Genomic DNA, 23642 nt, shown 5'->3' on the forward strand with positions numbered 1-23642 from the left:
ATAGCATCAAATCGAAAGGTGGAGAACTAATTTATGGATATCAAATACTCAACGGCAGCCAATCATCTAGGGTCATCAGCAGTTCGGGAGATTCTAAAAGTTACACAGGGCAATGACATCATTTCACTTGCAGGCGGGCTGCCTGGGGAGGATTTGTTTCCCTTGGAGGCCGTACGCGATGCCTATAATCGTGTGCTCTCCAGCGATACCTCAGCGCTTCAATATGGGCTAACCGAGGGTTTTACTCCACTACGTGACAAAATCGCTGAAAGACTTACCCGGCAAGGCATCCCGGTTACATCCTCTGAGATGGTGCTGACTACAGGCTCACAGCAAGCTATAGATCTGTTATGCAAAATATTGCTGGATCCCGGCGATGCAGTTTTTGTGGAAGCGCCCACCTATCTGGCAGCACTACAGGTACTCGGTTCTTACCGGGCTGCTATTCATACGATACCAAACGACGAACATGGCATTCTGCCAGATCAATTGGAGGAGCAGATTCGGGTACATCGGCCAAAACTGCTCTACGCAGTTCCGACCTTCAACAATCCGTCTGGAGCAACCTGGAGTAAAGAGCGCCGCGAGCAGGTGGTTGAAATCTGCCGCCGTTACAGTGTTCTTATTCTAGAGGACAATCCCTATGGAGAAATAACCTTTGATGAAGATAAAACTCTATATCCCCCCTCACTAGCCTCCATCGATAGAAGCTTCGGCGGGGATTATTGTGTAGTCTACACAGGGACCTTCTCCAAAATCGTCGCCCCTGCCCTGCGCACGGGTTGGATTATCGGCGATTCCGAACTAATCAAGACCATCGCCAAGGCGAAGCAAGCAGCCGATCTGCATTCCAGCACCATCGACCAGCGTGCTTTAGATGAACTGCTGTTACATTTTGATATTGAGCAGCATATCCGCCTCATCTCAAGAGAGTATCATTCGCGTATGAAGCTCCTGTCCGCGGAGCTCAGATCACATAACTGGGAAGGAGCATATTTCCTTGAACCAAGAGGCGGCATGTTCCTATGGCTTACACTTTCCGAAGAGATTAACACTAAGGAATTACTCCCGCTGGCAGTGGAAAACGGAGTAGCGTTTGTTCCAGGAGAGGTATTCTATTCAGCGGAGCCTCACAAAAGCAAAATGCGCCTTAACTTCACGCATACGCCACCCGAACTAGTTCCTGTTGCTGTTCAACGTCTAGAGAAAGCATTGGTTCAATGGCAGCAAAATCAAAACATCGTTCGGTCGTGAATAACTGCTCATAATCAATAGCCACGATAGCTAATTAAAACGGCTTCTCCATCCTTTATTGGCCGGAGAAGCCATTTTTTGTGAGCAGATTTCTGCGTTTTCACTTTTGCGCATTTGCAGAATGTTACCTTTACGCATTTCTGCAAATCAAATTTTCGCATTTCTACTTTTAGCATTTTTGCAAATCTCATTTCGCAATTCCACATTGAGCGTTTCTGCTCAGCTTATTTCGTATCTTCACATTTCACATTCAGCGATTTTCACACGTCATATTTCTGATTTCCACATTTCAGCGCCTCTACAGATCACATTTTCCTATTTCCACATTCAGCAATTTTTGCTCGTCATATATCGCATTCCACATTTCAGCCTCTCTACACATCTCATTTTCGTATTTCCCCATTCAGCAATTTTTACACATCACATATCGCATTCCCACATTTCGCCGTCGGCATCACCAAACATCCTTTAGTTACTCAACACATCTGCCATTCAACTAATCCGATTTCACAGCGAAGTTACAGCCAGAGGTTACAATTGATATTTTGCTACTAACTCCAATCTTCCCGCAGAAGATTAGCCAAGCTCCGCATTGCGCAGTTTGCTAGCTACTAATCTAATTCTGGCGTCAAAGTAACTATGGAGTTCTGGAGTTCTGGAGTTCTGGAGTTCTGGAGTTCTGGAGTTCTGGAGTTCTGAGTTCGGGAGTTCGGGAGGTTCGTATCGGACCCCAGCGCTCTTATTTGCATCAATTCCGCTCATTTAGTTTGCTATCGGACTCCATAGTCACTATTGGATTCAAAACGCCCGATATCCACCCTGTTTATGCCGAATAACGGCTCTCCAGTCCGAAACTCCTCCAAAAAGGCATAAAATACACAAATAGCTGCATCTCGGTCCGTTAGCATATCAGCCCATCAACCATCTGCCATCTGCCATCAGTCATCAACCATCAACCATCAACCATCAACCATCAGCTCATCAACCACCAGTCATCAGCCCATCAGCTCATCAACCATCTGCCATCTGCCATCTGCCATCTGCCATCAGTCATCAACCATCAGCCATCAGCTCATCAACCATCAGCTCATCAACCATCAGCCATCAGCCCATCTGCGGCTAGCAATTCTTTTAAAAAATCCAATTTCTGCATATCACGTTACTAAACACCTGCATTTTCACGCATTCACTGCTTTATATATTTGCCTTATCCGCATTTGTTTGCAACAAAAAAGGCGACGTAGCCGGGTTACCGGGATACGTCGCCGTTTGTATGGTGTTGTTATTATAACGTTGCAGTTAGGAAAGTTTGCCGTAAGCCGGGTTCTGTGCTCGTCGTGGTTCGATCGGGAACTACCCTCCCACCATAAGCGACAATCATCTATCTAGGCCATACATTACTGCACAGCTCCAGCGACCAACCTAGACGCGCCTCAGGCTAAGGCTGCTTATTCAGCTGCGTCTCATTAGGTCTTGCTCCAGATGGGGTTTACCAGGAACGAAGTCACCAGCGTTCCTCGGGGTCTCTTACACCTCGGTTCCATCCTTGCCTGTGCCGCCCTAAGGCGGCCATCGGCGGTCCATTTCTGTGGCACTATCCTTCAGCTCGCGCCGACTGGACGTTATCCAGCATCCTGCCTTATGGAGCCCGGACTTTCCTCCCGTGACGTCTTCACGTCACCGGCGATTGTCTGTCAAACTTTCCGAACAACATTATATATTATACAGACATCACATGTCTGGCACAAGCATTATTAAATGGCAATTTTATAGGAACTTAAATGGCTCCGTATTCACCTGCGAAGCATGTACAGCTGTATCATACTTATGCTCGGCCAATTTTCCAGCCATCCACTCCGCTACTTTCTCTTTCATGATCTTCTCCGCATTATGTCCCGGATCAATCAGAGTGATTCCGGCGAGCGCAGCATCCTGAACTGTATGATAATCCAGATCCCCAGTAACCAGGACATCCGCACCACGGAAAATAGCACTGTTATAATACTTTCCACCCGAGCCACCGAGAACAGCGGCTTTACGAATCGGACGGTCCAAATCACCAACAACCCGTACATGGTCTACCTTCAGACCTTTTTTTACCGTCTCCACGAATTGTCCAAGGGTTGTAGGCTCTTTGAGCTTTCCTACCCGCCCAAGTCCTAAGCTGCGGCCCTTAAGATCCATTGAATATAAATCATAGGCAACCTCTTCATAAGGATGGGCCTTAAGCATAGCCTGCACCACTTTATTGCGGATGGAGTGCGGGACGATCGTCTCAATACGAATTTCCTCGGCACGTTCCATCTTACCTTTTTCCCCGATATAAGGATCCGTGCCTTCTCCTGGAATAAAAGTACCGTATCCCTCGATATTGAAGCTGCAATGACTATAGTTGCCAATTGCACCGGCTCCAGCATTCAGAATAGCATCCAGAACCTTCTGATGATGATCCTTCGGCACAAATACTACCAGCTTTGATAATTGCTCTGAATGAATGTCTTTGATGGGTACTCCGTTTTCTATGCCAAGAGCTTCAGCCATCCAATCATTCATTCCACCCTCGGTAACATCCAGATTCGTGTGGCTGATGTACACCGCAATGTCATTCTTGATTAATTTTTCATACATTTTGCCCGTCGGTGTGTCTGTCTGGATTCCTTGCAATGGACGGAAAATAATCGCATGATGCGCAATAATCAAATTGCAGCCTAGACGAATCGCTTCTTCAACTACCTCATCATTCACATCTAAAGCAACTAATACATTAGTTATTTCTTTTTGCAGCGTGCCCAGTTGAAGGCCAATTTTGTCCCAATCCTCAGCTAAATGCTTAGGAGCCAGTTGCTCCATATACTGAATTACTGTTTGTCCCTTGGCAAACATTGTAGCACCTCCGTAATTTCCCTGATCTGACCTTGAATCTGTTTCCGTTTATTCTCAGCAGATTCTAGTTCTGAACGTGACAACGATGTTAAAATGCCTTCCAATTTCTGAATCTCACCCTGCCACTTAGCAAAAAACACAGCATTTGGCGCTTGAAGCAGCCATGGTCCCATTTGCAGCAAGGCCTCTTGCCCAAGGACCTTAGTGGAATCCCCCAGGGTTAAGTCACGATATACACTTTCATTTGTAATTCCAGCGTCCGTATTTTCTGGTACAGCCGTCAATACTTCATATAACTTCCCGTCTTCTTCCAAAATTCTCTCAGCTACGAGTACCCATTTATTATTTAATAACCAGCGGCGCAAAATATCCTCGCCTACATTCGGCTGAAGCAAAAGGGTTGTAACATCCTTTAGCTTACCTTGGCTTTGACCCCGGTCCAGAATCGCGGCAATTAATGCGCCTCCCATGCCAGCAATCGTGATACAATTGACTTCACCAGGTTCCAGAACCTCAAGGCCGTCTCCTCGGCGCACCGAGATCACCTTCCCTAGTCCAGCCTCTGCAACGCCCTTACAAGCAGCATCAAAGGGACCCGGGTTTACTTCACCTGCAATTGCAAACACAGCCTTACCGCTTTCGACAGCGGCCACAGGAAGCAAGGCATGATCGGAACCGATATCTGCTAATCTGCTTCCTTGCGGAATTTGCTCCAGCAATTGCTGAAGCCGATCTGATAATTTCACATTGTTCATGTTGCCACCCACGTTATCCATTTTTTTCGAAACCCAAACAACAAAGCTAACCCTGCTGCAATCTTTAGGATCAGCATCAATGAAATCCACTGCGGATAATCCTGTCTTAATAAAAGAGCGTCAAGCTCTGGCATGATCCAAAGCGATACTCCCACTGCAAAATAAACACTGGCAACACCCCTTACCTTATGATGCAAAAGCCAGCTTAACCATACCATCAGCACACACAATGGCAGCCATAGGAACTCCAGTTCAAATATAGAGGCTTCCGGGCTTCTTCCACCGAAGAACCCTGCATACAGTAATGCCCAAAAAGCAAAACCACAGTACTGCAACAAACCTATCCGGAGTAAAAATCCCAAAATACACCATAACAAGCCGCAGCACCCAATTAGAATAGGCCTCCAGAGCTGAGGATCCAGATCATGCAAATCAATCAGCCATAGCCCAAAACCAAGCGTTAAAACACTGCCCAGCCCCGCTAGGATAAGACTGATAACATTGTTCCGGTCCTTATAAACGGCGGAGTATCCATAACAAATAATTAATACAGATAGTGCGGTTGCAAGTTGCAAAGGCCAAGGAAAAACGCTAAAATAAAGACTAATCAAGAAAATCAAGGAAATAATTCCAAAAGAAAACAGCCAAATTTTGATGCTTCCCTGCTGTAAATTTCTCAGCGAAATTGGATTGTTATCCTTATTCGCATCCTCATCGTCATACAGATTGGTTAAGAAATCGCAATACTGCTCTGGCAGCAACCGGCTTTTTCTCCAATACTGAATCTCTTTTATAATGATGTCGCGTTTTTCCAAATTCACTGGCTCATCCTTCTTTCCAGATACACAAGGTCAACACATTTTTTACCAGCGTAAATTCAAATAAAAGAACCTCCTGCCACTGAGCAGCAGAAGGTCCAGTTCATGAAATACTATTCAAGGAAATCCTTAAGCCGTTTACTGCGGCTAGGGTGACGAAGTTTGCGCAATGCTTTGGCTTCGATCTGGCGAATCCGTTCCCGGGTAACACCAAACACCTTGCCGACTTCTTCAAGCGTTCTTGTCCGTCCATCATCAAGGCCAAAACGCAGGCGAAGTACATTCTCTTCACGCTCCGTGAGCGTGTCCAGCACATCCTCCAGTTGTTCCTTCAGGAGTTCATAAGCCGCTGCATCCGCAGGAGCCAATGCTTCCTGATCCTCAATGAAATCTCCCAGATGAGAGTCATCTTCTTCACCAATTGGTGTTTCCAAGGATACAGGTTCTTGGGCAATCTTCATGATCTCTCTAACTTTCTCAACCGTCAGTTCCATCTCAGCCGCAATTTCCTCTGGGGAAGGTTCACGTCCCAGTTCTTGCAGCAATTGGCGAGAAACCCGAATCAGCTTGTTGATCGTTTCCACCATGTGTACAGGAATACGAATGGTACGCGCCTGATCCGCAATCGCACGAGTGATGGCCTGGCGAATCCACCAAGTAGCATACGTACTAAATTTGAATCCCTTATTATGGTCAAATTTCTCTACTGCTTTGATCAGACCCATATTACCTTCCTGAATCAGATCCAGGAACAGCATACCGCGTCCGACATAACGTTTCGCGATACTTACTACGAGACGCAGGTTCGCTTCTGCAAGACGGCGTTTAGCTTCTTCATCGCCATTCTTAATCCGCATAGCAAGCTCAACTTCATCGTCAGCCGACAACAAAGGAACGCGTCCGATTTCTTTTAGATACATACGGACAGGGTCATTAATCTTTATCCCTGGTGGCAGTGACAGATCGTCATCAAAGCTGAAATCATCGCTGTCTTTATCCTCATTATCCTCGCTTGGTCGGAGGCTGTTAACCTCTTCATCGTTCTCGTTTACAACCTCAATTCCCAAATCACTGAGTTGCTCGTAGAACTCCTCCATTTGCTCGGGGTCTTGATCAAACGGCGATAATTTCTCCATAATATCTTTGTAATTTAATGATGATCTTTTCTTACCTTGCTCAATGAGCTGATCCTTCACCTGATCCAAAGTAAATTCTGCTTCCAATTCAGTATGCTGATCGTTCGCCATAATTCGACTCCCTCCTCCCTAGGTACATCCTGTCAACATGTCATTGTCTCTCTAGGGCTATAATCTCACTTGCTATTTGTGCCGCACGCAAAAAGTCACCTGACTTTTCAGCCTGAATCATCTCTTCACGCTTCTGTTCCATTTTGCGTTGCAGTGGGTATTTCCGCACTTCACGAATACAATCATCTAGAACCTGCATATTCCAGTCCGGAGGGGTATCCATCATGGATATTGATGTCGCAGTTTTCTCCAGACGATCATCCTGAAGTGATGATAGAAACCGACTAATGCCGGGTGGTTTGCCTTGCGCGTAATAGGCATATAGATAAGCAGCAATTGCCGCATGATCAACGATGTTGAAATCTTCTCCGAGGCGTTCGCCCACATACGTGGCGGCTTCCGGGTCCTGAATCATAAAGGACAATAGACGCCGTTCCGCGACATGATAAGCGGGTAGTAAGGTCGGTGTCTGCACCTGCCCTTTTTTATGCCTACCATTATTCCACCTTTTGTCGTTATTATCCCCTTCAGGGATGTTTTTTTGCATCGATGCCCTAAGTAAATTACAATCCTGCTTCAAACTATCATATGAAAGTTCGAGTTCAGCAGCGATTTCCTTCAGATAAACCTCTCGCTCTGTTGAGGAATGCAGTGAAGCAATAACTTCTAAGGCTTCCTTGACATAGGCGATTTTGCCATCTTCCTCTAGGAGTATATGGTTTTTTTTCAGATATATAAGCTTAAATTTTATGGATGAAACTGCTGAATCAATAACCTGATCTTTAAATCTTTCTCCTCCATGCTTGGAGATAAATTCATCCGGATCCACCCCGCTTGGCAGTAAGGCGATCTTTACACGCAGGCCGCTGCCTTCAAGCATCGGAATGGCCTTCATGGCTGCTGCTTGTCCCGCCCGGTCACCGTCGTAAGACAGTATAATTTCATCAGCCAGGCTCTTCATAAGTGCCACATGACCCTCCGTCAAGGACGTTCCCATCGTTGCTACGCCGTTATGCACACCCGCTTCCCAGGATGAGATGACATCTCCGTATCCTTCAAACAGGACGATTTGTCGAGTTTTGCGAATGGATGCTTTGGACTGGTGCAAATTGTACAATATCCGGCTTTTGTTAAACAATCTACTCTCCGGAGAATTTAAATACTTAGGTTGACCCTCTCCAAGTATTCTTCCGGCGAATGCGATTACCTTGCCTGTACGGTTGGCAATCGGAAAAATAATCCGGCCACGGAAACGATCCAAATAGCCTTTGCCCTCACCGCGGGCTGACAGAAGTCCGCCTTTCTCCATTTCCGCAAGGTCAAAATTTCGTTTCTCCAAAAACTGCAGCAAAGTATCCCAGCGGTCCGGAGCATATCCGATCTGAAACTGGTCAATCATTTTATCACTGAAGTTCCGGCCTCTTAAATAGTCCATAGCGGCTTTGCCGTGTTCCGTATTCTTCAGCAAGTAATGATAGAACTTTGCCGACCATTCATAAGCTTGAATCAACCGGTCGCGTTCCGGATCAGGGGGAGACATCATACCTCCCTTACCTTCTGGAACGGGAATATCACTTTCTTCAGCCATTATTCTGACAGCTTCGGGGAAGGTTAATCCTTCGATTTCCATCCTAAATTTGATGGCATTTCCACCCATACCGCAGCCAAAGCAATGAAATACTCCCCGGTCGGGGGTAACAGTAAAGGAAGGGGTTTTCTCCGAATGGAACGGGCAGAGGCCCCATAAATATTTCCCCTGCTTGGACAAATGAACAACCTTACCGACTGTATCGACTATATCATGACGCGCAAGCACGCTTTCGATAACCTCTTCCGGAATATTGCCGTGTCCGCTAGCCACTTCAACCACCTTCATCTCTTAACAAATAAATATAATTCGCTATTGCTACACATTCTCCTGCAAAAGTATTAAAAGTTTTGTCAGTTTATGTTGAAAATAAGTTTTTTCTTCTGCCGTTATGGGTTTTGGACCCTTGGAATAATGTCCCCGTCTTCGTTCCACGGCCCTGGCATGTCTTCCCTCCAACATAAAATCCATCTTGGAATTGTCGTATTCCTGACCACGAAATGAAAGCACACTGCATCGTTTACCTAGTGCAAGTGCCGCAAGACCATAATCTTGAGTCAGTACCACATCTCCTGCAGTAATATGATTGGCAATATATAGATCGGCACTCTGATCTCCTCGATCCACCTGCACAACCGTTACACCCTCTTCAGCTTTCAGTGCATGGTCATAAGAAGATACCATAAGTACCGGAACACCAAAGGTGCGACCTACCTCAGCGATCTCTTTTTTGACCGGACAAGCATCCCCATCCACCACTATCGTTCTAGACTGGGACTTCTCCATGATCATCACCAATTTCCCGTGTAATATATATACGCCCTCTCCGCAAGAAATCCTTCTTTCTAAGCATAAATACGGAACGGATGTCAAATGACGCATTGGCACCGTTCCGTATATTTATACCCCAAACCAACATTCTATACCATAAGATTCAAATTTTCTTGATTAAAATTACCAGACAAGCTTCGCGAAATCAGCGAACGACTTGGAGTCAGCATCAATACCAGCAAGCAGAGCCAAACGGTTAGCACGCACTTGCTCGTCCTCAGCCATAACCATAACGGAATCAAAAAATGTTGTAACGGCGTCTTTTAGACCCGAAAGAATCCGAAGTGCTTCTTCGGCATTTTTTGCCGCCATAGCTTTCAGGTAAGGTGTGTGAAGCTCCTGCCATGTATTGAAAAGCTGCAATTCAGCATCTTCTTTAAGTAAAGCAGAATCAATCACTTCACCGGTTGCTTTACTTGCCAAATTACTGACACGAGTAAGCGAATCTACGGTAATCTTGAAATCTGCTTGGTCGGACACAGCAGCCATAAGAGCACGACTTCTGCCCACAACATCTACCACGTCGTCAAAACCAGCCGCTGTTACAGCGTCCACAACATCATAGCGTACATTGTCAGATAAAAGACGTTTTACACGCAGACCGAAGAACTCGTACAGGTTTATACGTAGTTCATCTCCAGAATGTTTCGTATTTCCTGAATTTTCATGAATTTCAATCGCCGCTTCAAAAATTTCGCGCAGCGTAATTGGCAATTTATGCTCAAGCACAATTTGGACAATTCCTGCAGCCTGACGGCGCAGCGCATATGGATCCTGAGATCCTGTCGGGATGATGCCGATGGAGAAGCAGCCAACAATCGTATCGATTTTGTCCGCTATGCTGACAACTGAACCGGCTTCTGTTGAAGGTACAGCATCTCCTGCAAATCGTGGCTGATAATGCTCGAAGATCGCTTTTGCCACAGTTTCAGGCTCGCCTGCTTTACGTGCATAATCTTCACCCATTGTTCCTTGCAGCTCAGGAAATTCATAAACCATTTGAGTTACAAGATCAAATTTACAAATATCCGCAGTGCGACTTACTTCGGACACAGCAGTAGCTGACAGTCCAAGCTTCACAGCCAGACGATCAGAGATTTGGCGAATACGGCGCACCTTATCCCCTACGCTTCCCAAATCTTCATGGTAAACAATGTTCTCAAGCTTGGCTAACGCATCGTCAATCTTCATCTTTTGATCTTCTTGATAGAAGAATTTGGCATCTGATAGACGAGCACGAAGCACTTTTTCATTTCCCTTAGCGATAACATCCAAGGATTCTGCATTCCCGTTACGTACCGTTACGAAGAATGGCAGCAGTTTGCCAGCTGCATCAAAAACAGGGAAATAACGCTGATGCTCACGCATCGAGGTAATCAGCACATCCTGAGGAATCTCTAAGAAAGATGGATCAAAGGTTCCAAAGAGCACGGTTGGTGTTTCTACCAAGAACAGTACTTCTTCCAAAAGATCTTCTTTAATCGCAATTGTCCAGCTTTTCTCTTCAGCCAATTTGTTGATTTGATCCAGGATGAGCGTTTCCCGTTCCTTCACATCCACAAGTACATGCTGCGCACGCATGCTCTCCACATATTGTGCAGGCTCCGAGATTACAGTCTCTGTACCCAGAAAACGATGTCCACGGCTCACATTACCCGCTTTTACATCCGTAATCTCCAAATCAATGATCTCTTTACCAAAAAGAGCAACCATCCAGCGAATCGGACGAACGAATTTAAAATCGTAAGCTCCCCAGCGCATGTTTTTCGGGAAAGTCATCGCATTTACAATACCCAGAAGTCCTTCTGTGAGCAAAGAAGCAGTCTCTACACCCGCACTATTTTTTGTGGCATAAATATATTCCACGCCAGCTAGCTCTTTAAACGTAAATTGCTCTGGAGATACACCCTGACTGCGGGCAAATCCTAGTGCAGCTTTACTCCAGTCGCCGTTAGCATCCAGCGCGATTTTGCGTGAAGGTCCTTTGACCTCTTCACTAATATCCTCTTGCTTCTCAGCCGCATCCTTAACAAATACAGCGAGACGACGCGGCGTAGCATATGCAGTAACTCCAGCATGGTTTATACGTGCAGAATCCAACCACTTGGACATTCTATCTTGCAGCTGTTCCATCGCAGCACGGATAAAACGTGCAGGAATTTCCTCCAGACCGATCTCAAACAGGATATCTTTAGACACGGTCAGCACCTTCTTTCTTCAGCAGCGGGAAGCCAAGCTTCTCGCGTTCCTCAAGATATGTTGCCGCTACGGAGCGGGCAAGATTACGCACTCGGGTAATAAATCCAGTCCGTTCAGTTACACTAATTGCTCCACGTGCATCGAGTAGATTAAAGCTATGTGAGCATTTCAACACATAATCGTAGGCTGGGAACACAAGATGCTTCTCCATCGCTCTACGCGCTTCCTCTTCATACATGTTGAACAGCGAGAATAACATTTTTACATCCGATACTTCAAAAGTGTAGGTAGAATGCTCAAACTCCGGCTGATGAAAAACATCACCATAAGTCATACCGCTTACCCATTCAAGATCGAACACATTTTCTTTATCCTGAATGTAAGAGGCTAAGCGCTCCATACCGTAAGTGATTTCTACAGCAACAGGGTTCGCTTCGATGCCACCTACCTGCTGGAAGTAAGTAAATTGAGTGATCTCCATACCGTCCAGCCATACTTCCCATCCCAGACCTGCACAGCCCAGTGACGGATTCTCCCAGTTATCCTCTACAAAACGGATGTCATGCAAGAGCGGATCAATACCGAGTGCTTTCAAGCTATCCAAATAGATCTCTTGAATGTTATCTGGTGAGGGTTTGATGATTACTTGGAATTGGTGATGCTGATACAGACGGTTCGGGTTCTCTCCATAACGACCATCGGAGGGACGACGTGAAGGCTCTACGTAAGCCACTCTCCAAGGCTCAGGACCTAGCGAGCGTAAAAAAGTCATAGGGTTCATCGTGCCGGCGCCTTTTTCTGTGTCATAAGGCTGTACGATGATACAGTTCTGTTCAGCCCAGAACTGCTGCAGTGTCAAAATCATCTGCTGGAAGTTCATAATACCGTCTCCTTCGCTTTACAAGTTTTTTACAACAGCTTGCCTAAAACTTTCTACCATGGAGGCGGCACTTTTAGCTCCTGACAGCAACAAAAAGCCCCCGCCCCCATGCCTGATTAACAGACATAGGGACGAGAGCTTAACTTATTCTCCCGCGGTTCCACCCTACTTGATTTCATCCCTTGTATGAGCAAGTTTGCTGCCAAGACAAGAACGAAATCCACTTTCACTCGCCGCATCCGTACTCCCGGGTGCCATGTTCATGAACGTTGTCCCGCCAGGCTTCCACTGCCCCCAGCTCGCTGAATAACGACAATACAGTCCACTACTTTCCCGATCAATGCACGCCTCTCCCCAATTGGAGCATAACGACGATCATATAATAAACTGATCCTATAGTAACGGAAAAATCAGTTTTCGTCAAATCTTGTACTTGTCGAGCTGGTCTAGGAAACTTTGTGACTTCAGCTTTAATCCGAGTTGCACATCCATAAAGGCGCGCATAATTTTTTTCAGCTCATCCCGGCTGCTTTCCTTTACATCCACATTGCCTAGTCTAGTTAGGTCAAGTCTGGCGAATAATCGCAGCAGCTTCAACGCACGAGCAGAGACCTCCATGGCTGGAGGGTCATTATGTTTACAACTGCGGCACAGTGCTCCACCAAGGCGAGGGCTGACCAGCAGTTGATCATCCGGCTTCTCGGCACCACAAATTACACAAGAATCGAATTCAGGACCATAACCGGCTGCCTGTAAGATTTTCATTTCAAAGACATTTATGATAACGCCGGGTTCCTTGTCCTCTTCAAGTGCATTAAGACAGGCCGTAAGCTGGCGAAACCAGAAGCTTCCCGTTTCCTCATCATGCAGAACACGATCAAGCAGTTCACACGCATAAGACGCATAAGCAGCTTTGATCAAATCCTCACGCAGCGGATGGTGAGACTTCGTAATTTCGCCAGAATTCAGTGTCCCAAGTCCTCCGTTATTTCTAAAAAAAACAAATTCCCCAACGGTGAACAGTTGGATCAATGCAGCATGGCGGCTTTTGACCTTCTTTGCGCCACGCACCAGAACCCCTACTTTTCCCGCGTTCTCGGTGCAAAGCGTAATAATTGCGTTCCCCTCGCCGTAGTCCATGCTGCGGATGACGATCCCTTCCACCCTGTGTAGCATGCCTCTTCCCCCAACCATTCGGCAAGCAACCAGTCCTTATTGCGCTTCTTCATCACAGGCCTTCTCTTCCTCCACTAGCTGTAATCCACTATCTTCAAGCGGATGGCCAGCTTCCTTATACAGCAGGTAAGCATCGACGTCTCCTGTCATTGCAAAATACTTCCACGAAAAGTTTCGCATTCGTATTCATCCTTTCTTGGGAAAGACGATGTCTCTTATCAAGAATTAGGATGGTGCGATGGAGCAGGTTCTATCCTTGCAATTCCTACCAAACGAGGAATAACGGAATTAACTTAAAGGTCTTTATGGAAGCCCAAATCCCGCAGAACGCGGTCCTGATTGCGCCAATCTTTTTTCACTTTTACCCATAGCTCCAGAAAAATCTTCGAACCCAGCAGGTTCTCAATATCTGTCCGAGCCCGTCTGCCGACCTCTTTCAGCATTGCCCCTTGCTTGCCGATAATAATTCCCTTTTGGGAATCACGCTCAACAAAAATAACAGCTGAAACATGTACTACTCCATTAGGCTCAACCTTCATATCTTCGATGGCTACAGCAATAGAGTGCGGCACTTCTTCACGAGTCAAATGCAGAATTTTCTCCCGGATTAATTCCGCGCAGACAAATTGCTCGGGGTGATCCGTGATTTGATCTTCCGGATAATACTGAGGGCCTTCCGGCAAGTACTTGGCAACCTGCTCTAACAGCGTGTTAACATTGCTGCCCATCTTCGCAGAAATCGGAATAATTTCGGCAAAATCATGCAGCTTGTTATATTGGGCCATAAGCGGGAGCAGAGCTTCCGGCTCTATTTTATCGATCTTGTTGAGCACCAGAATCACCGGTGTCTTCAGACCATTTAATTGCTCGGCAATGTAACGGTCTCCACCGCCCAAGCCCTCTGACGCATCCACAAGGAATAACACAGCTTCTACTTCACCCAGTGTACTCATTGCAGTCTGGTTCATGTAGTCGCCTAGCTTGGACTGTCTTTTATGAATCCCCGGTGTGTCCAGGAATACGATTTGTGAAGTGTTTGTTGTGTAAACACCATGGATTTTGTTTCTGGTTGTCTGTGGCTTATCCGACATGATGGCAATCTTCTGGCCAATGACCTGGTTCATGAGTGTTGATTTACCTACGTTCGGTCTGCCGATAATTGCGACAAAGCCTGATTTGAATTTCATATTATCTTCCTTCCATACTTACCTTCTAGTTCAATCTTTTTCAATCATTCAATCTTTTTTTAAAAGCTTTTTCGCTCCCCCTGAATCTCCCTCAGCCAAGGGGGACCCCAAGGGCCGCGACCCTCTGGACACCCGAAAATAGGCGTACCCGCAACGTTCGACGGGATTAGAGGGACGGTTGTGCATGAGCGCTTTTGTCCCCTGTTGGGGACACGCTTCACTGTCGCTTATTAACACGGTTCGCATTAAGCTCACCATGGAGAAAAATTACTGAGATGCAGCTTACAAGCAGGGTTTCAAGTTACGATGGGCAAAGAATCGCTGGCGGCTTTTGCCGCGGCGCTTACCTCGTAATATTACTCTAATAACACATAGTTTGCACCAGTTTAGCCTAACTTGGTAGAACTAGAACATTTTTAATTGTATTTTGTACAACTAATTTTAGTTTGAGTTTATGTTTTGGTGCTTTAGTTGTATTCTGTGCAATTAAATCCTGTCTTAAGAGCCTAATATGGACTTTATCATAAATTTAATTGTACTATCTGCAACTAAATTCATTTTTGTGGGAAAGAGTAGCAATTTAACTGTACATTGTGCAATTAAAGTAGCAACCTTCGTCTAACTATGCCTAATTTGCCTTTATACGGGCACAGGCATTAAATCAAAACCTCATTTTATTCTGAAGCTTGTCCTTGCTTTAGATCTACGGGACCAAAAGCGCCTGGAAGCAATTCTCCCACCGTAGTCTCAACGATATCACCCTTCATGTTTCCAAGAATAACCTTCATATCTGGTGAACACAACTCAATCATTACTTGCCGGCACACACCGCAAGGTGAAACGGGGCCGTCAGAGTCAGCTACTACGGCAATTGCTTTAAAAGAACCAACAGCATGTCCATCCGCAATCGCACGGAATAATGCTGTCCGTTCCGCACAGTTGGTTGGGCCAAAAGCAGCATTTTCCACATTACAGCCGTGGTGAATATGACCATCCTGATCAAGAAGGGCAGCTCCCACTCCGAATCGGGAATATGGAATGTAAGCTTTAGCTCGTGCTTTAATCGCCTCTTGCATAAGAAGAGTAGAATCCATATTTTGTCCTCCTAAAGTTTTGTGAGTATTGACTTCGTTGATTTTTCTTCGCACAAAACTCACTTCGTAAGCATACGCTCTGTTTTGTTTAGCGTTACTTCCTGTTATTACTTCAACAAAACTCACTTCGTAAGCATCTAATTAGTTTCGTTTATCGTTATTTTCTCAGCATGCACTAAATTTTATCAGCGTACTTCATGAGATATATTCGGGTACATAACTCACTTCAAAATTATTCAGTAACGAAAGAGGCGGAATCGCAAAACGCGGGTCCGCCTCTCCCCTGAATTGATTTTGTATCCTGATTATGACATAAGTCCGCTAATCCAGTCCATCACAGGCTGGTAAAAAACATAGATCCCGACTAAGACAGCAAACACCGCCGTGAGAAGCACAGCTCCTGCGGCGGTATCTTTTGCTCTCTTAGCCAGTGGATGAATCTCTGGCGAGATCAGATCAACCGTCGCTTCAATTGCCGTATTGAGCAGTTCGGCAGTTAGGACAAGCGTGATCGAGAACAGCAGCAACATCCAACTGGCCAGCGGAAGTCTGAACACGGCAGCGGCAACTAGCACAACCACCGCTAAACAGCAATGCACCTTCATGTTAAGCTCGGATTTGAATGCCGACACTAAGCCTTGCGATGCAAACCGAAAAGAGTGCCAGAACTTCTTGTGCCCTACCGCCGTGTTCTTCACCATTAGCGCGTCAACCCAACCTGAGATAGTACTTTTTCTTGCTTGGACATCATTTCTGCTTCTGAGGCTTCATCCTGATGATCATATCCTAACAAATGCAGAAATCCGTGAACAAAAAGAAAACCAAGCTCTCGTTCCAGTGAATGACCGTATTCCAGCGCCTGCTCCTGCGCACGAGTTACGGAAATGATTATATCCCCAAGTACGTCTGGGACATCTTCCAGCGCCTCGCCTTCCTCTACCTCGTATATAATGTCCAGCTCGTCCTCTCCGCTTTCATTCATAGCAAAAGAAAGCACGTCCGTCGGACGGTCAATTCCCCGATATTCTAAATTCAACTCATGTATACGAGCGTTATCGACAAAAGTAAGAGCTACCTCGCCCCGATCGATCCCTTCCGCTTCACCTGCTTTTTGCAAAATACTCTCCAGCAGCGTAATGAGATCGTCCTTTATCTCGTATTCTTCTTGCTCGTTATCCCAAACGATCTCCAAACTCATGGGTTAGGTGCCCCTTCCTCTTTTTTCGGCTTACGCACATCTTCTGGGTATTCGATCCGTGAATGGAAAATTCCCATAACCGTCTCCTTCAGAGTCCGTGCAATAATATCCAATTCTTTAATCGTCAAATCACATTCGTCAAACTGATGATCATCCAGTCGACTTTTAATAATCTTCTCAATCATCGTTTCCACCTGCAGAACAGTTGGCTTACGCAATGATCTCACTGCAGCCTCGACACTGTCGGCAATCCCCACAACGGCTGCTTCCTTCGACTGGGCTTTCGGTCCAGGATAACGGAAATCTTCCTCGGTAAAATCAGCCTCGACACCTTTTTCTTCAGCCAGCTTCAGTGCCTTATGGTAAAAATAATGCAGGAACGTTGTTCCATGATGCTGCTCCGCAATGTCACGGATTGGTTTTGGCAGCTTATATTCTCGTTGCATTTCCACCCCGTCACGGGCGTGGGCAACGATGATAGATTTACTAAGCTTCGGTTCAATAGAGTCATGTGGGTTTTCCATATTATTCTGATTCTCGATAAAATAAAACGGACGTTTTGTTTTGCCGATATCATGATAATACGATCCTACCCGGCACAATAAACCATCTGCTCCAATCGCTTCCGCGGCAGCCTCCGACAGGTTACCTACCATTACACTATGGTGATAGGTTCCCGGGGTTTCGGTAAGCAGCTTGCGCAGCAGCGGGTGGTTTGGATTAGACAATTCTACCAGCTTCAATGCTGATAGAATACCAAAGGTTGCTTCGAAGAAAGGCATTAGCCCAATCACAAGCACAGCCGTCAATAGCCCCCCTGCAAAAGCAAAACCAACCGAATACAAGGTACCTACCTCTTTCCATGCCCCTCCACCTAGCAGTATCTGCATAAAGACTGTCAGACAGCCAAAAAGCGATACCATAATCCCGCCTTTAAGGAGCGTGGAGCGTTGACCCGCACGGTGAGTCGCAAAGATAGCCACGTAAGAAACCACAATGGCAAAGAAACCAAAGTTAAAATCAAAGATTGAGTTCTGCTGCACATTCAAAATAACACTTGCCAGTACACTGAATAGAATGGAGCAGAAATAGGCCAAAGGCATGTCCAGAAGCATTGCAATTAACATTGCGCCAATCGCCACCGGTGCCAGGAATCCGATATAAGATCGGACATCGGTCTGCAAAACAGCGGCCAACCGCATAGAGATAATAGTTATAACAAATACAAGCACCAGCATCAATAGCTGAGAATTGTTGTACTTAAAGCCTGAGGTACCGCCAGAATAACGAATGAACGCAAGCAAACCGACGGAGAGCATCGCAGAGAGAATCAATAGGCCTAATTGTGGCCAGTAATTCACCTCATTGCTTAGTAGACCATTCTCATCCAAAAGAGTGTAGAGCTCTGGAGTAATTAGCTGCCCCTTAGCAACAAGCGTGTCCCCTTGCTCGATGAATACATCAGGTGTGTTCTCCCGAGCTTGTACCTTCGCTTCCTTGGTAGCATCCTCATCGTAGAACTTGTTACTTGTGATCACAAGACGTACAAGCTCCTGAACAACCTCACGCGCTGTACGCTGGCTTAGAGAACTAATACTGACCTGTTCCGCTACCTTGGCGCGAGCAGTCTGCGCATCCGTAATCTGATCATTCATCAGCCTAGTTACAATATCTCGGGCGACAGGCTTCATCTCGATAATGTCCTGAGAGGTCAGGCGCGGAATCTTAATGTAAGTCTCTTCCGGAATGACATAGGTCTGCTCTTTGATGACAGATTGCATTTCATCCAGAAGGTGATCTGAATAAGTAGCGCTGCCTCGATTGGAAGCTACGAAATTCAAGATGAAGTCGCTGGCTCTCTGCGGAATCTCATCACGATAAATCCCCGTCTTATCGCTTTGCGAAATCAGATCATCCTGATTGAGGCGATCTATCCGATCCAGCAGTGAGGTCACAAGGTTGTCCGCCCTCATCGGGATAATTTTGTACTTGGGAGATACGCTTTCAGCCGCTTCCTCAGCCGCCTTTAACGTAGCTTTGGTGTCCTTAATTTGTTTCGGTGCCGTTATTTCCTTTGCACTGTAAGTATTCTCTTTAATATCATATTTCTTAGGTAGCAATTCTGGCGACAAGCTGAAGTAGAACACTAGTCCGAGTAACAGGAAAAGAGCATAGCGTGTCACTGCGCTATACTTCCATCCGTTGTTCGTATATACAAATCCGCTTAATTTAGATGGTTGCTTTGAAGCCATGAAGACAATCCCCTTTATTGGAGGTTTTCGGCAGAGCGGTCATAGGCAACGATAATTTTCTGCACCAGGGAATGCCGTACAACATCCTGTTCCGCGAAGTAGACAAAGCCAAGTTCTTCTATGCCGGATAAAATCGCTTTGGCTTCAATCAAACCGGATTTCTTGCCGCGGGGCAGGTCAATCTGGGTAACGTCACCTGTAATCACCATTTTGGACCCGAAGCCGAGTCGAGTCAGGAACATTTTCATTTGCTCAGGTGTGGTATTCTGTGCTTCATCCAGGATGATAAATGAATCATCCAGTGTACGTCCGCGCATATAAGCCAGCGGAGCAATCTCAATCAATCCCCGTTCAAGCGCCTTAGCCACCTGATCGGGTCCCATAACGTCGTATAACGCATCATAAAGCGGACGCAGATATGGATCTACCTTTTCTTGCAAATCCCCTGGAAGGAATCCTAGACTCTCTCCTGCTTCTACTGCGGGACGCGTAAGAACAATACGCTTAACCGAACCCTCTTTCAGTGCCGTAACTGCAAGCACCACTGCCAAGTAGGTCTTCCCCGTTCCTGCAGGACCGATTCCGAATACAATATCACGCTTCTTGATCGTTGTCACATAATGCTTCTGGCCGACCGTTTTGACACGGATAGGCTTTCCGCGAAAAGTTGTAGTAATTTCTCCTTTGAACAAATCGAGCAATTGATCAGCACGAAAATCTTTCGCCAGTTCCACAGCGTACTGCACATCACGTTCAGTAAGTATGTAACCGCTACGAATGAGGGACAGTAGCACATTAAACAATTGCCCCAGCATGTCTACTTCCCGCTCAGCTCCACGAATCGTTAGCTCAGCTTCACGCGAATCAATAATGGCGGGAATTTCACTCTCGATGATTTTTAAGAATCCATCCTGCGGGCCAAACAGCGATTGCGCTTCTCCCGCATTTTGCAAAGATATACGAATGCTTGCAGTCTGTTCTGACAAGTAGCCTCATTCTCCTCAATTGTTTACTATTGGCAGTTCTTCGGAAATTTTTTCTTCTACTTCAAAGATCACTTTCATATAAACTTTACCATTCTCTTTCTTCTCATGCAAAACTTTTTGACTTTTGATGACGCTATCAACACCATATCGAGCTAAAATATCATTCTTAGCCCGCTCAATTCCCCTCGCAACTCCGGCTTCTGGAGTTATCGTATCCTTTGTTTCATTGATCTCCATTTCTTTCTCAGTCATCAGGCCCAGCGGCAGCTCAATAGAGCGCCAAGACAGCGGATCATGCTCTGTGAGCGTCTTTGAATTCTCAAAGGCCGATTTGCCATAACCCCACAGCTGAATAGCCCATTTCCCCAACACAAGATAAGTGCGATCCTTACGCTCCCCAGTATAGGTGCTATTTGTTGTTTTAAGAGGGACCTCGATATTGTACTCATGCCAAACCAAGCCCTTAACCTCACCCTTGGCTACCACATACTCTACATTTTCTTCGTCTCCAAGAGCACCGGAAATCAGGATATCTCCTTTTTTCACACGCGAATTACGCGCAACTACCGGTCTGCCCTGTTCCGCATATATTTCTGTTACCACCGCATCTGTTCGGCTAATTAAATGGCGCTGGCTAAGCAAAGGTTTGATGTCGGGCTGTTTAGCCTCTACAACCTGAATTTTGATGCTCGTCCCCGTCCGTTGCAGCCCTATCCAAGAAACACCCGGTAAATGGGCCAGCAGCCCCTTAGAGAGCTTGTCCGGCTCCTCCAGACGCCATATCCACTGAAAAGGGTACACCCCCTCCTGGCGAGCAGCACCCAATATATCCTCAGAGGCAATCTTTTCATTTCCTTCGACTCTAATACTCCATACCATCGTAGATAACATAAAAAGTGTAATTCCAAACATTAAAATACCTATGCCAAAAAATTTCCTTTTCCACAGCCGTGCCATAAGAAATGGAAGTCCGCTTCTACCGGTAACGTGCATACGACAGCCTGTCTTTTTTAAAATCGGCCGGAGGACATAAAAATCATCCAGAAGCAGCTTAAGGGAAGCGCCGCCCTCAGCGGGCCTCACATCCCAAATCATGATTCCTGCTTCAGAAATGAAATTAATAAATCGCTCCACCTGAGGTCCCGTCACATGCAGTGTAACGAACCCCCGCAGTGATGACAGAGGTGGCTCCTTCATGATCTCTCCTCGCTTTCGTTATATCTGATCTCCCCGATAACGCCTTCTACAGCCAATTCCTGGCCTAGAATATTTCGGATGACAAGTCCCTCGCCTGTGATTTCAAGCGATCCTTTAGCTAACGCGAGCTTAAGCTGACCAGAGGAAAAATGCAGCACGCCGCGATGGTTCTCAATATGCAGTTCCTTATTGCCGATCAGGGTGATCCGGGGCATTTCCTGTAATAAGTCCTGTGGTAGATCCAGTACCCCGTTTGTCCATCCCCGCAGCCTGCGGCCAATACGGGTCATAAGTAGACGTTCCCCCTTCCTGCCTTCTGTACACCTTATGCGGCAACGCTTTTTTTTATGAGAAGAAGTAACAAAGGAGGACCCTTCTAGTGTGAAAAAAGAAAAAAAAGCCCCGGCAACCTATCGTAAAGATAGGAAACCGAGGCTTTATTGTTACTATGATCCGTAAATATTATCTTCGGGTGGAATGCGGCTGGCGAGAACGCGGTGGTCCCAGAATCTCTGCCCAGACTACACCATTGCGCAGGTCGTCACGACTCCCTGTTCCATGTGTCTGGTCTGCCGCAGAGGGTGAGTTTGTGTTCTTAGTCTTATTTGATCTTTTGGAATCTGCACCCGCTATCCCGTCAAAAGCAGATTGAAGGCGCCGCACCTCTTCTTGCATTCTTTGTGTGCGTAATTCAACTCCGTCATCGGCATGCTCCAAAGACATTCCTTCTCCAGTAGAATAATCTGGAGTTGGTATATACGCAGGTTCTGGAAAGGCAGGAGAGGCATCATACTCCCGGTTATCCTCTGACATCGACTGCCGGGAAGAGGTGTTAACAGGAGCAGGAAATCCACTGCCAGACTCCGCTTGGCGCCCTCCATCGATATCCGGGCGCTTTACCCGGCGGAGCGGAGAATCCTCTCCGCCCCCAAAAGTGGGCATCCCCCCGCGAGGAGCTCCTTTGGGCTTGTTTTTAGTTGCTTTATTCACATTGGATACGATCGCGAATATAATAACCGCAATAATATAGATCCAGCTCATGGAGATTCACATCCCCTTTTATTTATTATTGTTAGGACGGTTATTGTCGTCCTGATCATTCATTTTGCCGAGAGATCCCCGCATTTGGGTATCTGCCTCGATGTTTTTGATATTCATATAATCCATCACGCCGATTTGGCCATTTCTGAGCGCCTCAGCCATCGCCATAGGCACCTGAGATTCAGCTTCTACAACAAGAGCCTTCATCTCTACTACGCGCGCCTTCATCTCTTGCTCGTGAGCGACAGCCATCGCTCTGCGTTCTTCCGCCTTGGCTTGGGCAATACGTTTGTCCGCTTCTGCTTGCTCAGTTTGTAGATAAGCACCGATGTTCTTGCCTACATCGATATCCGCAATATCAATGGAGAGGATCTCAAAAGCAGTACCTGAATCCAGACCTTTGGACAATACCGTCCGCGAAATCAAATCCGGGTTCTCAAGGACATCTTTGTGGGAATCACTCGAACCTACTGTCGTTACAATCCCTTCACCAACACGGGCAATAATCGTTTCTTCACCCGCACCACCCACGAGACGGTCGATATTGGCACGAACAGTTACGCGCGCTTTTACCTTAACTTCAATCCCGTTCTTAGCAACAGCCGCAACAACCGGTGTCTCAATTACACGAGGGTTAACGCTCATTTGCACAGCCTGCAGCACATCACGTCCTGCAAGATCAATGGCTGCTGCGCGAGTAAATTCCAGAGGAATATCTGCACGTTGTGCTGCAATAAGCGCATTAACCACCCGGTCTACGTTACCACCTGCGAGATAGTGACTCTCCAGTTGATTAATGTTCAGTCCAAGACCTGCCTTGGTCGCTTTAATCATTGGGTTAACGATACGACTTGGGGTTACACGACGCAGTCTCATCGCCACCAGTGTAATAATACTGATTCTAACGCCCGACGCTAATGCAGAAATCCAGAGCATAACCGGGAAGAAACTTAAAAACACGCTTAATACAATAATCACCACTACCGCGATAAACAGAATAGGAATCAAAGATGCTTCACCCATACTATATAACCTCCGTAAATTTATTCTAGAACT

The 23642-nt window shown here is 46.3% G+C and carries 21 protein-coding genes and 1 other RNA gene; 1 reads left to right on the forward strand and 21 read right to left on the reverse strand.

What is annotated here, in order from left to right:
• The first annotated feature begins 33 nt into the window (after window positions 1-33).
• Window positions 34-1254 (forward strand): PLP-dependent aminotransferase family protein, encoded by a 1221-nt coding sequence (locus MKX34_RS24635; RefSeq protein ID WP_038572889.1) that lies wholly within the window; start codon window positions 34-36, stop codon window positions 1252-1254.
• 1300 nt (window positions 1255-2554) lie between these two features.
• Here MKX34_RS24635 and rnpB read toward each other — a convergent pair.
• The 21 genes from rnpB to floA all read right to left on the reverse strand — a co-directional run bounded on the left by rnpB (window position 2555) and on the right by floA (window position 23609).
• Window positions 2555-2957: RNase P RNA component class A (gene rnpB / locus MKX34_RS24640), an RNA gene on the reverse strand.
• A 64-nt stretch (window positions 2958-3021) separates the two neighbouring features.
• Window positions 3022-4137, reverse strand: coding sequence for a Nif3-like dinuclear metal center hexameric protein (locus MKX34_RS24645; protein WP_036683794.1), 1116 nt, complete (start codon window positions 4135-4137; stop codon window positions 3022-3024).
• Window positions 4113-4883: a class I SAM-dependent methyltransferase gene (locus MKX34_RS24650; protein ID WP_036683946.1), complete on the reverse strand. Its 771-nt coding sequence runs from the start codon at window positions 4881-4883 to the stop codon at window positions 4113-4115. Before MKX34_RS24650 ends, MKX34_RS24645 begins: the two co-directional genes overlap by 25 nt.
• A gap of 5 nt (window positions 4884-4888) precedes the next feature.
• Window positions 4889-5713, reverse strand: coding sequence for a hypothetical protein (locus tag MKX34_RS24655; RefSeq protein WP_036683797.1), 825 nt, complete (start codon window positions 5711-5713; stop codon window positions 4889-4891).
• A 110-nt stretch (window positions 5714-5823) separates the two neighbouring features.
• Window positions 5824-6957 (reverse strand): RNA polymerase sigma factor RpoD, encoded by a 1134-nt coding sequence (rpoD, locus tag MKX34_RS24660; protein ID WP_036683799.1) that lies wholly within the window; start codon window positions 6955-6957, stop codon window positions 5824-5826.
• Between the two features lie 40 nt (window positions 6958-6997).
• Window positions 6998-8818 carry a DNA primase gene (dnaG, locus tag MKX34_RS24665; RefSeq protein ID WP_036683805.1) on the reverse strand — a complete coding sequence of 607 codons (1821 nt, stop codon included), beginning with the start codon at window positions 8816-8818 and terminating at the stop codon, window positions 6998-7000.
• 45 nt (window positions 8819-8863) lie between these two features.
• Complete coding sequence (locus tag MKX34_RS24670) at window positions 8864-9337, reverse strand: DUF188 domain-containing protein (RefSeq protein ID WP_036683807.1); 474 nt, start codon at window positions 9335-9337, stop codon at window positions 8864-8866.
• A 162-nt stretch (window positions 9338-9499) separates the two neighbouring features.
• Complete coding sequence (glyS, locus tag MKX34_RS24675; RefSeq protein ID WP_076103764.1) at window positions 9500-11575, reverse strand: glycine--tRNA ligase subunit beta; 2076 nt, start codon at window positions 11573-11575, stop codon at window positions 9500-9502.
• A complete protein-coding gene (gene glyQ / locus MKX34_RS24680; protein WP_036683820.1) occupies window positions 11568-12455 on the reverse strand; it encodes a glycine--tRNA ligase subunit alpha in 888 nt (295 codons plus the stop codon). The genes glyS and glyQ overlap by 8 nt, the downstream gene beginning before the upstream one ends.
• Before the next feature lie 420 nt (window positions 12456-12875).
• Entirely contained in the window at window positions 12876-13631 is a 756-nt protein-coding gene (recO, locus tag MKX34_RS24685) for a DNA repair protein RecO (RefSeq protein ID WP_036683821.1), read from the reverse strand.
• A 36-nt stretch (window positions 13632-13667) separates the two neighbouring features.
• Complete coding sequence (locus tag MKX34_RS24690) at window positions 13668-13811, reverse strand: YqzL family protein (RefSeq protein WP_076098533.1); 144 nt, start codon at window positions 13809-13811, stop codon at window positions 13668-13670.
• 113 nt (window positions 13812-13924) lie between these two features.
• Window positions 13925-14818 (reverse strand): GTPase Era, encoded by an 894-nt coding sequence (gene era, locus MKX34_RS24695; RefSeq protein WP_036683823.1) that lies wholly within the window; start codon window positions 14816-14818, stop codon window positions 13925-13927.
• Between the two features lie 674 nt (window positions 14819-15492).
• On the reverse strand, window positions 15493-15912 hold the full coding sequence (locus tag MKX34_RS24700; protein WP_036683825.1) for a cytidine deaminase: 420 nt from the start codon (window positions 15910-15912) through the stop codon (window positions 15493-15495).
• A gap of 305 nt (window positions 15913-16217) precedes the next feature.
• Window positions 16218-16613 carry a diacylglycerol kinase family protein gene (locus tag MKX34_RS24705; RefSeq protein WP_036683827.1) on the reverse strand — a complete coding sequence of 132 codons (396 nt, stop codon included), beginning with the start codon at window positions 16611-16613 and terminating at the stop codon, window positions 16218-16220.
• Window positions 16613-17110: an rRNA maturation RNase YbeY gene (gene ybeY / locus MKX34_RS24710; RefSeq protein WP_036683829.1), complete on the reverse strand. Its 498-nt coding sequence runs from the start codon at window positions 17108-17110 to the stop codon at window positions 16613-16615. Before ybeY ends, MKX34_RS24705 begins: the two co-directional genes overlap by 1 nt.
• Window positions 17107-19362, reverse strand: a complete 2256-nt coding sequence (locus tag MKX34_RS24715) for an HDIG domain-containing metalloprotein (protein WP_036683831.1) — start codon at window positions 19360-19362, stop codon at window positions 17107-17109. The genes ybeY and MKX34_RS24715 overlap by 4 nt, the downstream gene beginning before the upstream one ends.
• A 14-nt stretch (window positions 19363-19376) precedes the next feature.
• Complete coding sequence (locus MKX34_RS24720; protein WP_036683834.1) at window positions 19377-20348, reverse strand: PhoH family protein; 972 nt, start codon at window positions 20346-20348, stop codon at window positions 19377-19379.
• A gap of 15 nt (window positions 20349-20363) precedes the next feature.
• Window positions 20364-21545 carry a sporulation protein YqfD gene (gene yqfD, locus MKX34_RS24725; RefSeq protein ID WP_076297520.1) on the reverse strand — a complete coding sequence of 394 codons (1182 nt, stop codon included), beginning with the start codon at window positions 21543-21545 and terminating at the stop codon, window positions 20364-20366.
• The gene (gene yqfC / locus MKX34_RS24730) at window positions 21542-21835 is read right to left on the reverse strand and encodes a sporulation protein YqfC (protein ID WP_036683844.1); all 294 of its coding nucleotides are present in this window, start codon (window positions 21833-21835) and stop codon (window positions 21542-21544) included. The genes yqfD and yqfC overlap by 4 nt, the downstream gene beginning before the upstream one ends.
• Window positions 21836-22007: 172 nt before the next feature.
• The gene (locus MKX34_RS24735; protein ID WP_076098529.1) at window positions 22008-22586 is read right to left on the reverse strand and encodes a hypothetical protein; all 579 of its coding nucleotides are present in this window, start codon (window positions 22584-22586) and stop codon (window positions 22008-22010) included.
• Window positions 22587-22604: 18 nt separating this feature from the next.
• Window positions 22605-23609 carry a flotillin-like protein FloA gene (gene floA, locus MKX34_RS24740; RefSeq protein ID WP_036683849.1) on the reverse strand — a complete coding sequence of 335 codons (1005 nt, stop codon included), beginning with the start codon at window positions 23607-23609 and terminating at the stop codon, window positions 22605-22607.
• Between the last annotated feature and the right edge of the window lie 33 nt (window positions 23610-23642).

The sequence above is a fragment of the Paenibacillus sp. FSL R5-0636 genome (assembly GCF_037974255.1).
In the GTDB taxonomy this organism is placed as follows: Bacteria; Bacillota; Bacilli; order Paenibacillales; family Paenibacillaceae; genus Paenibacillus_AQ; species Paenibacillus_AQ odorifer.

Coding starts and splice junctions, on each gene's coding strand:
- MKX34_RS24635 (WP_038572889.1), top strand. CDS start 34: ATGGATATCAAATACTCAACGGCAGCCAATCATCTAGGGTCATCAGCA.
- MKX34_RS24645 (WP_036683794.1), bottom strand. CDS start 4,137: ATGTTTGCCAAGGGACAAACAGTAATTCAGTATATGGAGCAACTGGCT.
- rpoD (WP_036683799.1), bottom strand. CDS start 6,957: ATGGCGAACGATCAGCATACTGAATTGGAAGCAGAATTTACTTTGGAT.
- MKX34_RS24670 (WP_036683807.1), bottom strand. CDS start 9,337: ATGATCATGGAGAAGTCCCAGTCTAGAACGATAGTGGTGGATGGGGAT.
- glyQ (WP_036683820.1), bottom strand. CDS start 12,455: ATGAACTTCCAGCAGATGATTTTGACACTGCAGCAGTTCTGGGCTGAA.
- recO (WP_036683821.1), bottom strand. CDS start 13,631: ATGCTACACAGGGTGGAAGGGATCGTCATCCGCAGCATGGACTACGGC.
- MKX34_RS24690 (WP_076098533.1), bottom strand. CDS start 13,811: ATGCGAAACTTTTCGTGGAAGTATTTTGCAATGACAGGAGACGTCGAT.
- era (WP_036683823.1), bottom strand. CDS start 14,818: ATGAAATTCAAATCAGGCTTTGTCGCAATTATCGGCAGACCGAACGTA.
- MKX34_RS24700 (WP_036683825.1), bottom strand. CDS start 15,912: ATGGATTCTACTCTTCTTATGCAAGAGGCGATTAAAGCACGAGCTAAA.
- MKX34_RS24705 (WP_036683827.1), bottom strand. CDS start 16,613: ATGGTGAAGAACACGGCGGTAGGGCACAAGAAGTTCTGGCACTCTTTT.
- ybeY (WP_036683829.1), bottom strand. CDS start 17,110: ATGAGTTTGGAGATCGTTTGGGATAACGAGCAAGAAGAATACGAGATA.
- MKX34_RS24715 (WP_036683831.1), bottom strand. CDS start 19,362: ATGGCTTCAAAGCAACCATCTAAATTAAGCGGATTTGTATATACGAAC.
- yqfD (WP_076297520.1), bottom strand. CDS start 21,545: ATGAAGGAGCCACCTCTGTCATCACTGCGGGGGTTCGTTACACTGCAT.
- yqfC (WP_036683844.1), bottom strand. CDS start 21,835: ATGACCCGTATTGGCCGCAGGCTGCGGGGATGGACAAACGGGGTACTG.
- MKX34_RS24735 (WP_076098529.1), bottom strand. CDS start 22,586: ATGAGCTGGATCTATATTATTGCGGTTATTATATTCGCGATCGTATCC.
- floA (WP_036683849.1), bottom strand. CDS start 23,609: ATGGGTGAAGCATCTTTGATTCCTATTCTGTTTATCGCGGTAGTGGTG.